Annotated in this window: 13 protein-coding genes; 5 read left to right on the forward strand and 8 right to left on the reverse strand. The window is 37.3% G+C overall.

The features are described 5' to 3' along the window. Positions 1–63 precede the first annotated feature (63 nt). From ugpA to ABD909_RS04885, 3 genes are read left to right on the forward strand one after another with little or no spacing between them, the layout of a single operon-like run. Complete coding sequence (gene ugpA / locus ABD909_RS04875) at positions 64–948, forward strand: sn-glycerol-3-phosphate ABC transporter permease UgpA (RefSeq protein ID WP_345096844.1); 885 nt, start codon at positions 64–66, stop codon at positions 946–948. A gap of 10 nt (positions 949–958) precedes the next feature. Then, the gene (ugpE, locus tag ABD909_RS04880; RefSeq protein WP_345096846.1) at positions 959–1,810 is read left to right on the forward strand and encodes a sn-glycerol-3-phosphate ABC transporter permease UgpE; all 852 of its coding nucleotides are present in this window, start codon (positions 959–961) and stop codon (positions 1,808–1,810) included. A gap of 2 nt (positions 1,811–1,812) precedes the next feature. Beyond that, positions 1,813–2,859: a sn-glycerol-3-phosphate import ATP-binding protein UgpC gene (locus tag ABD909_RS04885; protein ID WP_345096847.1), complete on the forward strand. Its 1,047-nt coding sequence runs from the start codon at positions 1,813–1,815 to the stop codon at positions 2,857–2,859. 116 nt (positions 2,860–2,975) lie between these two features. On the opposite strand, the gene ABD909_RS04890 is transcribed toward ABD909_RS04885, so the two are convergent. The 3 genes from ABD909_RS04890 to ABD909_RS04900 all read right to left on the reverse strand — a co-directional run bounded on the left by ABD909_RS04890 (position 2,976) and on the right by ABD909_RS04900 (position 6,892). Further along, positions 2,976–3,698: a glycerophosphodiester phosphodiesterase gene (locus ABD909_RS04890; RefSeq protein WP_345096848.1), complete on the reverse strand. Its 723-nt coding sequence runs from the start codon at positions 3,696–3,698 to the stop codon at positions 2,976–2,978. A gap of 217 nt (positions 3,699–3,915) precedes the next feature. Further along, on the reverse strand, positions 3,916–5,472 hold the full coding sequence (gene guaA / locus ABD909_RS04895) for a glutamine-hydrolyzing GMP synthase (RefSeq protein ID WP_345096883.1): 1,557 nt from the start codon (positions 5,470–5,472) through the stop codon (positions 3,916–3,918). Positions 5,473–5,605: 133 nt separating this feature from the next. Next, a complete protein-coding gene (locus ABD909_RS04900) occupies positions 5,606–6,892 on the reverse strand; it encodes an RsmB/NOP family class I SAM-dependent RNA methyltransferase (RefSeq protein WP_345096849.1) in 1,287 nt (428 codons plus the stop codon). A gap of 485 nt (positions 6,893–7,377) precedes the next feature. Here ABD909_RS04900 and ABD909_RS04905 point away from each other — a divergent pair, with 485 nt between their 5' ends. Then, on the forward strand, positions 7,378–7,527 hold the full coding sequence (locus tag ABD909_RS04905) for a hypothetical protein (protein ID WP_345096850.1): 150 nt from the start codon (positions 7,378–7,380) through the stop codon (positions 7,525–7,527). A 162-nt stretch (positions 7,528–7,689) separates the two neighbouring features. On the opposite strand, the gene guaB is transcribed toward ABD909_RS04905, so the two are convergent. The 3 genes from guaB to ABD909_RS04920 all read right to left on the reverse strand — a co-directional run bounded on the left by guaB (position 7,690) and on the right by ABD909_RS04920 (position 12,718). Continuing rightward, positions 7,690–9,189 (reverse strand): IMP dehydrogenase, encoded by a 1,500-nt coding sequence (gene guaB / locus ABD909_RS04910; protein WP_345096852.1) that lies wholly within the window; start codon positions 9,187–9,189, stop codon positions 7,690–7,692. A gap of 147 nt (positions 9,190–9,336) precedes the next feature. Beyond that, on the reverse strand, positions 9,337–10,908 hold the full coding sequence (locus tag ABD909_RS04915) for a phospholipase D family protein (protein ID WP_345096884.1): 1,572 nt from the start codon (positions 10,906–10,908) through the stop codon (positions 9,337–9,339). Positions 10,909–11,332: 424 nt separating this feature from the next. Then, positions 11,333–12,718 carry a sigma-54-dependent transcriptional regulator gene (locus ABD909_RS04920; protein WP_345096853.1) on the reverse strand — a complete coding sequence of 462 codons (1,386 nt, stop codon included), beginning with the start codon at positions 12,716–12,718 and terminating at the stop codon, positions 11,333–11,335. A gap of 254 nt (positions 12,719–12,972) precedes the next feature. On the opposite strand from ABD909_RS04920, the gene omp10 reads away from it, so the two are divergent. Next, complete coding sequence (gene omp10 / locus ABD909_RS04925; protein ID WP_345096854.1) at positions 12,973–13,332, forward strand: outer membrane lipoprotein Omp10; 360 nt, start codon at positions 12,973–12,975, stop codon at positions 13,330–13,332. A 254-nt stretch (positions 13,333–13,586) separates the two neighbouring features. Here omp10 and ABD909_RS04930 read toward each other — a convergent pair whose 3' ends face one another. After that, the gene (locus ABD909_RS04930) at positions 13,587–14,579 is read right to left on the reverse strand and encodes a KpsF/GutQ family sugar-phosphate isomerase (RefSeq protein ID WP_345096855.1); all 993 of its coding nucleotides are present in this window, start codon (positions 14,577–14,579) and stop codon (positions 13,587–13,589) included. 52 nt (positions 14,580–14,631) lie between these two features. Next, positions 14,632–15,510: a UTP--glucose-1-phosphate uridylyltransferase GalU gene (galU, locus tag ABD909_RS04935; protein ID WP_345096856.1), complete on the reverse strand. Its 879-nt coding sequence runs from the start codon at positions 15,508–15,510 to the stop codon at positions 14,632–14,634. Positions 15,511–15,753 lie beyond the last annotated feature (243 nt).

Genomic DNA, 15,753 nt, shown 5'->3' on the forward strand with positions numbered 1-15,753 from the left:
TGAATCCTTGTAGTTCTTTTTTTGTTCTCCTCTCTAAAATCTCTGATTTAAAGAACCCTACGAATGCAAGAAAAACACGCATATTTTAAAAATAGTTTACTCCCTTACTGGATGTTGTTTCCTCAGCTCATTGTGACTTTTTTATTTTTCTTTTGGCCTGCTGCCCAAGCAATAAAATCATCTTTTGAGCGTGAGGATTCTTTTGGTTTTACAACAATTTTTATTGGTTTTGAAAACTATATCACTCTTTTCTCTGATTTTGCTTATTTAAAATCACTGCTTACAACTGCAGTATTTTCCATTTCGGTTACTGCCGTTTCAATGACGATAGCGCTTCTTTTAGCTGTCTGTGTTGATCGTGTTATACGTGCAAAAAAAGCTTACACAACCCTTCTGCTCTGGCCTTATGCTGTAGCTCCAGTATTAGCAGGTATATTATGGTTATTTATTTTTCATCCTACCATCGGAATTATCCCTATTCTTTTGGGAAAAATAGGTATTATATGGAATTATCGTATTAGTGGCATACAAGCAATGATTCTTATTGTGATTGCAGCCAGTTGGAAACAAATCTCATACAATTTTCTCTTTTTTCTTGCCGGTCTTCAATCTGTTCCACGTTCCCAAATAGAGGCAGCAGCGATTGATGGAGCTGGTCCTTTTAAACGATTTTGGACTGTGGTTTTTCCGCAAATTTCACCAACATCCTTTTTTCTTCTTATCGTTAATATCCAATATGTTATGTTTGATACATTTGGTATTATTGATAACTTAACTTCTGGAGGTCCTGCACGTGCAACAAGCACTCTTGTCTACAAAGTGTATGATGATGGTTTTAAAAATCAAATCATTGGTGCATCAGCAGCGCAATCAGTAATGTTAATGTTGATGGTTATTGTTTTAACATTTATTCAGTTTCGCTGGATAGAACGACGTGTACAATATTAGGAAGCAAATTATGGTTGAAAATCGCCCTATTTTGAAATTTCTAACTCATCTCACTCTTATTGTTGGAATTATCATTATTTGCTTTCCAGTTTATGTTGCTATCATTGCTTCCACCCATAGTTCAGCTGCATTTAGTTCAGGAACACTCCCACTTTTACCGGGAAATCATACTCTAGAAAATTATAAAACAATCTTTGGTGATGGTCTCGTGCAACTTGGACTCCCCAATCTCTGGCCACTTTTAATGAATTCACTTATTATGGCACTTGGAATTAGTATTGGAAAAATTATTATTTCGCTCCTGTCTGCTTATGCAATTGTTTATATGCGCTTTCCTTTCCGAAAAACCGCTTTTGCTCTCATCTTTATCACTTTGATGCTCCCCGTTGAGGTTCGTATTATTCCAACATATGCAATCGTTGCACAATTAAACATGATAAACACTTATGGAGGAATGATTATTCCACTCATCGCCTCTGCAACTGCGACATTTTTATTTCGCCAGTTTTTTTTAACTGTTCCAGATGAACTTTTAGAAGCAGCACGTGTTGATGGTGCAGGACCATTTAAATTTTTTAAGGATATTTTGCTGCCTCTTAGCAAAAGCAATATTGCTGCTTTATTTATTATTATGTTCATTTATGGATGGGTACAATATCTTTGGCCTCTTATAGTTACAACAGATCAAAATCATCAAACTATTCTGATTATTCTCAAACAGCTTATTGTAGAATCACTTCAGCATGATCCTCAATGGAATATACTTATGGCAGTATCGGTTGTTGCTATGGTGCCACCTGTTCTTGTCGTTATCTTTATGCAGCGGCTTTTTATAAAAGGTCTTATTGAAACGGAGAAATAACTGTGGCCATAATCCAGTTATCAAATATAAAAAAACAGTATGACAACGGCATTCTGATCATTGATAATTTAAATTTAACGGTTGCTGATAGGGAGCTTCTTGTTCTTGTTGGCCCTTCGGGATGTGGAAAATCAACGCTCTTGCGCATTATTGCGGGGCTTGAACAAGTCACAGCAGGAGAACTCTATATTGACAATGAGTATATCAATAATCGTGAACCTGCTGATCGTGACATCGCGATGGTTTTTCAAAATTACGCACTCTATCCTCATATGACAGTTCGTGGAAACTTAGAATATGGTCTTAAAAATCGTAAAACACCCAAAGATGAAATAAATAGACGTATTGCACATGCTGCAAAACTTTTGCAAATAGAGCCATTTTTAGATCGTAAACCACGACAATTATCGGGAGGACAACGCCAACGTGTGGCAATGGGACGCGTGATTGTTCGTCAACCACGGGTTTTTCTCTTTGATGAACCTCTCTCAAATCTTGATGCAAAATTGCGAGCACAAATGTGTATTGAGATTAAAACACTCCAGCGTTCACTGGGTACAACAAGCCTGTATGTTACCCATGATCAACTAGAAGCAATGACCCTAGCGGATAGAATCGTTGTTATGAATAAAGGCGCTATCGAGCAAATTGGAACGCCAATGGAAATTTACGATCATCCAGCAACAACATTTGTTGCTGATTTTATCGGTTCTCCTCCCATGAATTTTCTTGATCGCCAAATTCTAGAACAACACTTAGGTCACTCATTATCTTACTGTAAGGATACTGATCTTTTAGCATTCAGACCTGAAGTAATCTTATTAGGCGCTTATCCAGATCAAGGACCTGTATTTCATACACAAATTGAATTAATCAAGCTTGTAGGGACAGGGTGCCACGTTTTAACACATTGGAATAACAATATTTTTACTATTGAAATAAAAGAGCGCTTGACACATGACTACGGTCAAAAACTAAGCTTCACCGTTCCTCAACAGAATTTTCATACTTTTAACAAAGCCACTGGAAAACGAACAAATCATAAATAAAGAAATAAAGTGGAGATTTTATTGAATAAGAAGCATCAGAAGATGCTTTTCACTTTCTCCATTTCATCCTATTCTTGCTCATAATAGTATTTCCTTCGTATTATAGGTTATATTTTTTATCTTTGTGCACGCAATTGTAAAGCTAAGTCAGGTTGGTCTGTTGTGATATACTGAACAGGCATATCCAGCCAATGCGATAACCGAGCTTTTCCATTGATGGTCCATACCCCCAAAATAAAGCCCGCTTCAAGTGCAGATTCAATAAAGTTCCGTGGAACAATGGAGCCATCTAAACTCAAATCAGAATATCCCAATTGTTTCCACTCAGAAAAATGAGCGCTCATATTACTAGAAAAGTTATCAAGACATGGGCCAGATGTTATTCCTGCTTCAATAAAAGGGCGAAGGCTTGCAGGATCAAAACTGATTGCCGAAACGCGTTTTTCTAAATTCCGGCTTTTTATCAATGCAAGTGCTTTTTGGGATAAAATCGTCTCACGCTCAACTTTACCACATGTTTTAATTTCAAGACGTAATGCAACATTCGTGGGTCCTAAAAGATCCAGTACCTCTTCTAGTAAAGGAGGTGTTTCCATACTTCCTTTTACGCAGAGTTTTTTGCGTGTTTCATTATCAATATCATGAATATATCCTGTTTTTCCAACAAGTTGTTCTAAACGAAAATCATGAAATACAACCACTTCACCGCTTTTAAGTAAATGAACATCACATTCAATTTCATCAACGTCTAACGCTATAGCGTTACGAAATGCAGAAAGGGTATTTTCAGAATAAAGATACGCTCCACCACGGTGTGCAACAATTTTTTTCTTAGGCATATAAAATTTCACACTTCTTAATTTTAGAATAAAATATCGGCTGATATAAACAAAACAATGATTTAAAAAAATTGTTTGTGTCTACTCTTCTGAAGATTAAACTTTAAACAATACTCTTATTTTTGAAAGACTTTGAAGTTATATCACAGAGAATATGATTAATTCCCTCTACTCTGCTCATCATACACAATGCAATAAGCTTTGTTCCCCATTTTAATCATTCCCATTCAATAGTACCGGGAGGTTTTGAAGTTATATCATAGACAACACGATTTATACCTCTTATTTCGTTAATAATACGTGCTGCTGTTTTGCTTAAAAACGCCATATCATAGTGATAAAAATCAGCGGTCATACCATCTACAGATGTCACTGCACGAAGAGCGCAAACAAATTCGTAAGTACGCCCATCACCCATCACACCAACAGTCTGAACAGGAAGTAGCACAGCAAAAGCCTGCCAAATTTCATCATAAAGACCCGCTTTACGGATTTCATCAAGATAAATAGCGTCTGCTTCACGTAAAATTTCTAATTTTTCACGTGTTACTATTCCTGGACAGCGAATTGCAAGACCAGGACCAGGAAAAGGATGACGCCCTATAAACTGTTCAGGTAATCCTAATTCTCGCCCCAATGAGCGAACCTCATCTTTAAACAGTTCACGTAACGGTTCTACAAGTTTCATATTCATCCGTTCCGGTAATCCCCCTACATTATGATGACTTTTAATTGTGACCGCTTCACCAATTACTGAAACACTCTCTATAACATCTGGATAAAGCGTACCCTGTGCTAAAAATTCTGCTCCCCCCATCTTTTTAGTTTCTTCTTCAAAAACGTCAATAAAAAGACGCCCTATCGTTTTGCGCTTTTTCTCTGGATCTGTCTCTCCTTCTAGAGCACTGAGGAACATGTTGGCAGCATTTACATGAATGAGCTCTATATTATAATGATTACGAAATAACGTAAGAACTTCTTCAGCTTCATTCTTACGCATTAACCCATGGTCTACAAAAACACATGTTAGTTGATCTCCTATTGCTTCATGGAGGAGTACAGCAACAACGGAGGAGTCCACACCACCGGAAAGACCACAAATTACACGACTTTTTCCAACTTTTTGTCGTATCTCAGCAATGGCTTGTTCACGATAAGAAGCCATTGACCAATGGCTTTTAAGGCCAGAGATTTTATGAACAAAATTTTGCAAAAGTTTTGTACCATCGGGTGTATGAACCACTTCAGGATGAAACTGCACTGCGTAAAAGTGTCTTTTTGCATCAGCAATAGCAGCATAAGGAGCGCCTTTTGATGTTCCTATGACATGAAAACCTTCTGGCAAAACCGTTACACGATCACCGTGACTCATCCATACTTGATAACAAGATCCTTTTTCCCACACACCATCAAAAAGTGCACTCTCTTCTTGCACCTCCAAAAAAGCGCGCCCAAATTCACGCGCATGTCCAGCTTCAACTTTTCCTCCAAGCTGCATACACATTACCTGTTCACCATAACAAATACCAAGAATTGGAATACCATTTTCAAAAATTTCCATCGGAATACGTGGTGAACCCTCATCAATCACTGAATAGGGACTACCTGATAAAATAATAGCTTTAGGTCTTATTCTCTGCACGGCTTTTAAAGCAGATTGAAAAGGAATAATTTCGGAGTACACACCCATTGCTCGTACTCGGCGTGCAATAAGTTGTGTCACTTGTGAACCAAAATCAATAATGAGAACAGTGTCTAGAGATGATATGCTCATGGAAAACCACTCAACAATTGTAAAAGAGAACCAATAAGGGTTATTATTCAATCTGCCTCTTTTCACAAGTCTATTTTCTTAAGAAAAAAACTATTCTTACATAAAGAAGGAATAAAAAATGCAAAAATATATATCAATGTTTTTTTTGCAACACAGATAAAAAGAAACCGTCTGTTTTTGTTGTTGCTGGCGATAAGATAAGTCCATAATTTGAAAAGATCGGTTGTACATTCGAAAGACTAAAATGTTTCTGCCAAAGTGCATGCATATCGATCGGATAAAAATTGGCGTGCTGCTGAAGAAAATGGGAAATTTGTTGCTCATTTTCATCCGCAAAAAGAGAACATGTGATATAGATTAAATACCCATTTGGTTTAAGATAATCTATAGACTCATTTAAAATAGCCTTTTGTGTGCTCTGGCGTTGTTTTACCTGTTCTAATGTTAAACGCCATTTTGTATCAGGACGACGACGCCATGTTCCTGTACCACTACATGGTACATCTAGCAGAACTCTATCTATCTGACCTACTAACGGCTTCAATTCTTCTTTCTGCGCCCGTATCTGTACATTACGAACACCAGCACGACGAAGACGATCAAAAATAGGAGCCAAGCGCGTTTTCTCTAAATCATAAGCATAAATTTGCCCACGATTATTCATATTGGCAGCCAAAGCTAATGTCTTCCCACCAGCGCCTGCACAATAATCCAACACTTGCATGCTTTCCCTTGCTTCTACAAGGTGAGAAACAATTTGTGACCCTAAATCCTGTATTTCAAAGTGCCCTTTTTGAAAAGCTGGTTCAACTTGAACATTAGGATGACGATCAAATTTTTCACTCGCTGCAATTCTTAAAGCTTGGCGGAACCATGACAAAGATTGAAGTTTGGTTTTGGCTAATTCCTGCAGAACTTTTTCTGGTGTTGTCTTCAAACTATTTACCCGTAAATCTAAAGAAGGACGCGTTGCTAACGCAGCAGCTTCCACAACCCAATTATCGGAAAATACAGGATACAGATGCGCTTGACACCACTGAGGAATGTCGCCACGAATATAGTCTGGTGCATCACCTAATTGCCGCTTTTGCCACGATTGGCGCTGCTTGTTCCCCAATAACTGCGGAGCAAACCGATCTCCTTCTAATTCACTGTCAATTTGTTCAATCATCATTTTTCCAGTATCTAATAAAGCACCGAAAACGATCTCCCGAATATCATCACTCTCCATACGCCATTGTAAAGAATAACGTCGTCTCAAAACATCATAAACAATTGTACCGATTGCTGCGCGATCACCTGCACCAGCAAAACGGTGAGAAAGCCCCCAATCTTTTAAAGCTTCTCCCGCTGGGCGATGCCGAATTTCTACTTCTTTTAGAACATCTATTGCTGCCTGCAAACGCCCACCTAATCGCATTCATTTCTCCTATTTAATTTCCATAAAATTCTGAACATTTTAAGTAAAAAAATATTATTTCTCTTATTTGCCAATAAAGCTATCTCAAAACCCTTGCAAATATGCATAGAAGAGCAAACTATTTCTTTTATGTATTCTCTATTTTTTACCTTTTATTTTTTTTTAAGATAAAATCTTGAACGAAAAAATAGGATATCCTCCATAAAAGCTCTCTTCTAGTCATGTGTTATGTAAAAAACATCAAGCTTCTTAATTACTGCGAAAAATGAAAGTTTTATAACTTTCAAGGGTATATACTAGAAATATCTTATATCTTTAAAGTGCTATTCTTTTAAAACTGGAGAAAAACACCTCTTATAGAACTAGATAAACGTATCTTATTCCCAATAAAATATTAACTTTTTACAAAATGCTTGGAACCACTATTTGGCATAATCGTTTTTATTCTACTGGCTTTACGCCAGATAATTTAAAAGGAGAAAATAATGAGTACTTACAATAATGGGAAAACAACTTCATCTAAAAGCCGTCACAATACAATGCCCTCAAACAACGGAAAGAAATCCATGCAGGGTGATCAAGCTAACACTCGCCAACGCGCGTCAAAGTCGGCTCGGAAGACAACAAAAAGTTAATTCCTTTAATTTCATATAACCAACGGAAAGAATTGGAATATTAGCCTCCAATTCTTTCTTTCATGCAATTATACACCAAAACATAAAAAGAAAAATGATAACCTGCCCATATTTTTTTTAAAGATTTTTATATGATGTAATAGAGTTCTACGCTCTTATACATCAAACAGGACCGCGGTAATTTGGACTTTCTCGTGTAATAGCAACATCATGTGTATGGCTTTCATGGAGTCCAGCATTAGTGATCCGAACAAATGTTGCTTTTTTACGAAATTCTACAAGGTCTTTCGCTCCAACATACCCCATTGAAGCGCGCAATCCACCAGCCAGCTGGTGTAAAACCGATGCTATAGGACCTTTATAAGCGACTTGTCCTTCTACACCTTCAGGCACTAACTTAAGTTCATCACGTACTTCATCTTGAAAATAGCGATCTGCTGATCCTCTTGCCATAGCACCAACCGATCCCATACCACGATAGGCTTTAAAAGACCGCCCCTGATAAAGATAAACTTCCCCGGGACTTTCATCTGTGCCTGCTAAAAGAGAACCAATCATAGCCGCACAAGCCCCCCCTGCTAAAGCTTTAGCAAAATCACCCGAAGCTTTGATCCCTCCATCAGCGATAACAGGAATACCTGCTTTTTCAGCAACCTCTGCAGCATTCATAATGGCTGCAAGTTGAGGCACACCAACACCTGCAACAATTCGTGTTGTACAAATAGAACCAGGACCAATACCAACCTTTACTGCATCTGCACCACTATCAATTAATGCTTGCGTTGCCTGAGAAGTCGCTACATTGCCAGCAATAACAACTGGAGAGGGCACCATTTTTTTTATTCGCTCAACAGTTTCTAACACACGTTGAGAATGCCCATGCGCTGTATCAATCACCAGCACATCAACACCTGCATCAATGAGCCGTTCAGCCCGTTCAATCCCATCATTTCCCACACTACTAGCAGCTCCAACACGCAAGCGTCCTTGAGAATCTTTCGCTGCATTTGGATTTAATTTTGCTTTTTCAATATCCTTAACTGTTATTAAACCAACACAGCGATTTTGTTCATCCACAACCAATAATTTTTCTATACGGTGATGATGTAAGAGATACTTTGCCTCACTGAGTTGGACATTTTCACGTACTGTGATCAAATTTTCATGGGTCATCAATTCATAAATTTTTTGTTTTGGATCCGATGCAAAACGCACATCCCTATTGGTCAAAATACCAACAAGTCGTCCAGCAGTCTCACCTTTAATACCATTTTTAACCACCGGAATACCTGAAATACCATGAAAGCGCATCAAAGCTTTTGCTTCTTCAAGTGTTGCATCCGGCCCAATTGTTACTGGATTAACAACCATACCAGATTCAAATTTTTTAACTTGACGGACTTCTTCAGCTTGCTCTGCAGGAGACATATTACGATGAATAACACCAAGACCACCCGCTTGAGCCATAGCAATTGCCAAACGTGATTCTGTTACAGTATCCATTGCCGCAGAAAGCAACGGCAAATTGAGCTTAATATCGGCTGCAATACGCGTTCTCAAATCCACTTGGCTAGGCATAACAAGAGAATGGCCAGGCTGTAAAAGCACATCATCAAAAGTCAATGCCAATGCGCCTGTTCCCGTTTCAACAATCTTTGCCATGACCAAATTCCTTTTATAATAAAATACCGCAAGTAGTTTTATACAACTGCGGTCTTCATACGTTGTGGACTGGCACAAAATTATGCCACGCTACAAAAAAAATGAAAAGAAAAATTAAAACAATCCCCTGATTATAGTTTATAAAATCTACAATTGTGATTCAATAGGTAACCAACTTATTATTTTTGCAAATGCACGGCGCCAAAAACTGCTTTCTGGTTCATAATCAATGCTATGCTGTTTTTCATTTTCAATAAAGTCCCAATAAATACGGTTATTATTACCAAGACGGAGATGATAACTCATTTCGCCCGTTGTTTCTTCAGAAAAAAGCAAATCTAATCTTGCTGTAATTGGTGCACATTCAAAAAGAATACCCATTTCCGTATTGAGTGCCGCAGATCTGGGATCAAAATTTAAAGATCCAATAAAAGCAGTTTTACGATCAACTAAAAAAGCTTTTGTATGTAAACTTGCTTTACTTGAGCGAAATAAACGTAATCCATGCGCATTTCCATCTGGTTTTAACTCATAAAGCTTAACACCACTTTTCAATAATGCTTTACGATATGGTACATAACCACCATGTACCAGCGCCACATCAGTGGCTGCCAAAGAATTTGTAAGAATTTTTACATCAACACCCTTTGAAATCAAATTGCGCAGATTCTGCGTACCTAACTTACCAGGAACAAAATAAGGTGATGTAATTTGGACTGTTTTCTTGGCATCATGAATAACCTGTGAGAGTGCCTTCATGAGCCAATTTCCTGCTTTTTTGCGTAATGCTTTTTCTGGAGGATCAGAAAGAACGACAACTTTATCTGCTAAAAATAAGCGCTTTCCTGCCTGAATAAAACAATCAAAACTAATATGCTCTTTGACATAATCTAAATAAACTTTCGCAACTTTAGAATCACGAAACTTGCGTAATTTTTCCTTCCAATGACCAAGATCACTTGCACTTTTCGGAACAACTAAAGTATGAATCGGTAAAACAACAGCGCTATTCCAAAAGTCATCAAAAATGCTTTCCACTTTTTTAACTGAAGGGCCAATTAACATCAAATCTAAATCTCGAAAATGTGATTCGTTACCAGCATCAAAATAAGAATCTGCAATATTGCGCCCTCCTATAAAAGCCACTCGGCCATCTACAATAAAAGCTTTATTATGCATCCTACGTGTTACACTAATTGCCCGCAAGATAATCTCTAAACCACGGCGAAATCTCCCCTGACGTGATCGCCCTGGATTAAATACTCTTACCTCAATATGAGGATGTTTATCCAGCGCAATATAAGCTGGATCACGTGCTTGAGCATTAATATCGTCTAAAAGAAGACGTACCCGAACACCACGATCTGCTGCTTCTACTATTTCACTTAATAATAAGCGCCCTGTTAAATCATCATCCCAAATATAATACATCAGATCAAGGCTACGCCCAGCCTGTGCTGCTCCTATCGCACGAACACAAAATGCATCCAAATTGCTAATGATCAATGAAAGAGCGTCTTTATCAACCCCTAATCCACCTGTTTCTTCTGCCAATTGACTTACTATACGATCAAGCTTGGTTTCATCTTTCTTAATAGTCAATGCATAGGAACATCCCCCCCTAGCATTTTTCATAAAACGCCCATATGTGTAAATCGCCAACATAGAGGCAGCAAAAAAAAAGAAGATAAAACCGATAATAATCTGTAATAGAGTCAAAGAGGATAAGCTTTCCATTTTAAAACCATTGCACCACTCGTGCTACAAACTACAATATTAAAATAATGATCGTATCTTAATCATTGCAGTGGACAGAATGTCATTTCTTGCTTAAAAGAATATGAACTTAACATCAATGCTTTTTAAATTTCAATTTCACTGCTAAAAGTATAAATTCATCTCTTATCTTAAAAGATGGTAAACTCAACTCATATCGTAAAGATTAAAAGAAAAATAGAGTTGAAAGTGTTTCTATAAAATAAACTAATACTTCTTAAATTTTCAAAATTATCCTCAATAGATAAGACACACAGTAAATAATATGTCTTTTAAAATAAAAATATTCCTTACTGCTCGTATCAAAAGCAACTCTACTCTAATTTAAAAAATTATGCTTCTCATGAATGAAGATTGAGCATAGATTTTATTTCTGTTCTTGGCTTCTTCTTACTCTTAATCCTTCTATTTTTCGATAAAGTGTAGAGCGACCAATATGAAGACGGCGAGCAATCTCACTCATATGCCCCTTATAATGTTTAACCGCTTTCTCAATAATATCATGTTCCATCTCTGCAAAAGCTCGAACATGACCATCAGCATTTAAAAACTGTATCGATTCTTGTTCATGATCTTTTTGAACATCACTCTCAATATTATTAGGAATATTTATAAATGGGTTCCCCATTAATTGGGGAAAATCCCGAACAGTTAATAATGGTCCATCACTGAGTAAAACCGCACGAAATAAAAAATTTTCAAGTTCGTTCCGATTACCAGGCCAATCATATTGCATAAGCAATGAAAGAGCCGACCCTGTTAAACCATGTACATGCGATCGCCCCGTTTCGACAACGATACGATCAATCAAACGTTGCGTGAGCTCTGGAAAATCATCTCTCAATTCTCGTAAAGCGGGAACACTGATCGATAATTGGGAAAGTTGTAAAAACAAACTACGCAAAAAACAACCTTCTTTAACCAAATCTAAAAGCCGTGATGCTGAAATAGCCATAATACGAAAAGAAAGAGGATTATTCTTTGTAGCCTTCTCCCTCTCCTGCAGATAATTTGAAAACCGCTTTTGCTGTATAGGTTCCAGACGCTCAACATCACAAAGACAAAGAGTACCCTTCTCAAGAGAAGAAACCAGTGGTAGAAATTCTTTAAACCACTGACGATCTTCTTCCTCCGGATCTACGATAGCTGAACATTGGAAGCGAATAAAAGTCCCCTCCGATAATAAACTCTCATGATGAATAATGCGCGCTAATGTTTCGCGGCCAGTACCACCTTCACCTTCTATCAAAAGATTCTGTAGAGAAGCCGCTGCATTCCTTGATTGATCTAGAACTATCTGCATAGCCTTGCTTTTTATGCAAAGATCAGAAAATCGCAAATGATTCTCATTTTTGCGCCGAATATAACTCACCTCACGTTCCAATGCAGAAAGAAGAGAAAGATTATCCAAAGTAACCCTTAACCGTAGTGGTGTAACTGGATAAATCCAATAATCAATAGCTCCTGCTGTTAAAGCTTTCTGGAGTAACTCTTGATTCTCTTGTTTTGCTATCACAACTATAGGAACAGAAACACCTGCAACTCTAATCATTTTAATCAAATCCCCCACACTCAAATCACTCATAGCGACATCAATGAGTGCAAGCACAATATTTTTACGTCTTTGTAAAAGATCAATCGTACGCAGACCATTTTCCGCCTCAATGACACGGTGACCAAAACCTCGGAGCATAGAAGAAAGCTGTATACGTCTTCCATAATCTTCACTCGCAACAAGAATGGGGCCAATCATAATTTTAATAATCTCCTTTGAGACTACTAAACAGCTTATTATAAAAATTGTTGTAAACCATAAGAAATATTCACCTCTTGTGTTTTATCTACGAACTTCATAAAGCTGTTAATTAAATACAACATTAAGGCATTTTTTTCTATTCTTTTGCTTTTTCATTGATTTTTATCAAATTTTTCATCTTGACTCAGAGAGTAATTTAACAATGTTATAGAAGATAGAGAGCAAAATAACATAAATTTAGAGTAAAATAAATGAAACACATCGGTCGTATTTTATGTCTTACAATCACCACTTTGCTATTAAGTGCCTGTGGCTTTTCACAATATTATGGTTCAAATATGCCGGCTAGAATTGATGGTAAATGGGTTGATAAAAACGGCATTATTTCTTCTTTCCGTGAAGGGATTTTTGAAACACGCGCTGCAGATACAGAAGAAAAACTGTCAGAAGGCACCTATAATTATGTCAGCGCCCAACATATAGAAATTGAAATACGCTCCATTCTCCGTGGAACAATCTCTAAAGTGAGTTGTATGATATCACAAGATGCAACGCAACTTCTCTGCACATCATATACAGGAGCACAATTTGCTCTTAAGAGAAAACTTTAATAAAATAAAAACCATAGCTTCTCTTCAAAACAGAGCGAACTTACATATCAGGAGGTATAAATTCTCCTCCTGATGAGCTTCCCTTTCAAAATACACAAAAACACTGATACGATCCTCTGCTAGCAAAATTTGCAAATACAATAAAATTGCGTAAAGCAAATGTCTTTTCTAAAAAATATCAATAAAGCCACTGTACAATAAAATTTTACTTTTTTAATTTGGAAATAAATTTGATCTCATATGAGCTCTTCCATTTACACTGCACCAATACGCAAAAGATCATGAAAATGAACTATACCCACTGGTTTTTTATCCTCAATCACGAAAAAAGCACCAATATGGTGATCATTAATAAATGCTGTTGCAGCACCAACCAGTGTATTTGGCTCTACACTTTTGGGACTTTTTGTCATTACTTCATCAACATTAAATTCTGATAAATTCAAGTGCATATTGCGTGCAAGATCGCCATCAGTCACAATTCCAATTAATTCTCCTTTTTGATTGACAACACCAACACAGCCAAAATGTTTTTCAACCAAAACATTCATCGCTTTCGTCATGGTTGTTCCCTGCACAACTAAAGGAATATGATCGCCTTCATGCATGATATCACGTACATATTTTAGGCTTGCACCAAGAGAACCACCAGGATGATACATTTTGAAATCCGTTGCACTAAATCCACGTATTTCTAAGAGAGCAACAGCTAATGCATCCCCCATTGCTAATTGCATAATGGTTGAAGTCGTAGGAGCGAGCCCGTGAGGACAAGCTTCTTCTATTTTGGGCAACAAAAGTACAATATCTGCTTGTCTTCCTAATACAGAATTTTCACCCGATGTCATGGCAATAAGTGGTATGCGAAAACGCGCTGCATAATTAATAATGCCACTTAATTCCATAGTTTCACCTGACCATGATAAGGCAAGAATAACATCATCAGCCCCAATCATACCAAGATCACCATGATTGGCTTCTGCAGCGTGAACAAAAAAAGCAGGTGTTCCTGTGGAGGCTAAAGTCGCTGCAATTTTTGTCCCTATATGCCCACTTTTCCCAAGACCTGTAATCACTACATGACCGCGCGCATTTCTGATGGTTTGAACAGCAGCTTCAAAAGAAAAAGAAAGATTTCCAAGAAAAGCAACTTCAAGGGCTTGTAGCCCTTGCTTTTCACTGTCAAGCGTTTTAAGCGCCGAAGCAATAACACCCTGTAAAGCCGTATGAGGAGACTGTATGATCATATTTAAATTTGATAAATGAAATTACACAAGAGGTCTATATCATTTCTCAATTTTAATAAACTTCTAGTAAATTTTTTAATGCAGCAGAAATTTGGCTATGCATATCAGCACGTGCTAAAGAAAATGCAACGTTAGCTTCAATAAAACCAGCTTTAGACCCACAATCAAATGTACGCCCCTCTAACTGGAAACCAAAAAATTCTTGCTCATTTGAAAGCCGCACCATCGCATCTGTCAATTGAATTTCATTTCCTGTTCCTCGTTCCTGATTGGAGAGAATATTAAAAATTTCTGGTTGCAAGATATAACGTCCATTGATGTACAGATTTGAGGGTGCTCTTCCCTTTATTGGTTTTTCTACCATTGTTGTGATTTTAAAACCGGTCGCCACCGATTTGCCTTGTCCAACAATACCATAATTATGCGCTTCTTTTGGATCACATTCTTGGACCGCAACAATATTTCCTCCACCGATTTCTTCATAAAGATTGATCATTTCAGAAAGGCACCCCTTTTTCGCTTGTATAAGCATATCGGGTAGCAATAAAGCAAAAGGCTCATTTCCAACTAATTCACGTGCACACCAAAGAGCATGCCCTAGCCCTAAAGGCTGTTGTTGCCGCGTAAAAGAAGTGGTACCTGGTGAAGGCTGTAAACCATATAAATGCTTAAGTTCTTCTTTTTTACCGCGTTCAGCAAGAGTTGCATATAATTCAATTTGTGCATCAAAATAATCCTCAATGACTGCTTTATTGCGTCCAGTCACAAAAATAAAATGCTCAATACCAGCTTCACGTGCTTCATCTACAACATATTGGATAACAGGCTTATCAACAACTGTGAGCATTTCTTTAGGAACGGTTTTTGTTGCAGGTAGAAAACGTGTGCCAAGACCAGCCACGGGGAATACTGCTTTCCGAATTTTACGCACACTCACTCTCCTACTTCTTAATTAATCGTGTAAATTTATGATTTGATTTAACATATGTTTTTACAAACTAGTAAAAAAGATACCTTATTATTTTGTTTGCCATTATAATGGACAGAAAAGAGATGCAAGAGTATGATAATTTCTTGAGAATATTCCTTCAAAATAAATAGTCCATTTTAACATTTCTTTTTTGTTTGGTAATATTCTCAATAAGACAAAATACAAAAATGAAATCACGGTACG

It is taken from the genome of Bartonella acomydis (assembly GCF_039543025.1).
GTDB classification, from domain to species: Bacteria; Pseudomonadota; Alphaproteobacteria; order Rhizobiales; family Rhizobiaceae; genus Bartonella; species Bartonella acomydis.

Coding starts and splice junctions, on each gene's coding strand:
- ABD909_RS04900 (WP_345096849.1), bottom strand. CDS start 6,892: ATGCGATTAGGTGGGCGTTTGCAGGCAGCAATAGATGTTCTAAAAGAA.
- ugpE (WP_345096846.1), top strand. CDS start 959: ATGGTTGAAAATCGCCCTATTTTGAAATTTCTAACTCATCTCACTCTT.
- ABD909_RS04905 (WP_345096850.1), top strand. CDS start 7,378: ATGAGTACTTACAATAATGGGAAAACAACTTCATCTAAAAGCCGTCAC.
- guaB (WP_345096852.1), bottom strand. CDS start 9,189: ATGGCAAAGATTGTTGAAACGGGAACAGGCGCATTGGCATTGACTTTT.
- ABD909_RS04930 (WP_345096855.1), bottom strand. CDS start 14,579: ATGATCATACAGTCTCCTCATACGGCTTTACAGGGTGTTATTGCTTCG.
- guaA (WP_345096883.1), bottom strand. CDS start 5,472: ATGAGCATATCATCTCTAGACACTGTTCTCATTATTGATTTTGGTTCA.
- omp10 (WP_345096854.1), top strand. CDS start 12,973: ATGAAACACATCGGTCGTATTTTATGTCTTACAATCACCACTTTGCTA.
- ugpA (WP_345096844.1), top strand. CDS start 64: ATGCAAGAAAAACACGCATATTTTAAAAATAGTTTACTCCCTTACTGG.
- ABD909_RS04890 (WP_345096848.1), bottom strand. CDS start 3,698: ATGCCTAAGAAAAAAATTGTTGCACACCGTGGTGGAGCGTATCTTTAT.
- ABD909_RS04920 (WP_345096853.1), bottom strand. CDS start 12,718: ATGATTGGCCCCATTCTTGTTGCGAGTGAAGATTATGGAAGACGTATA.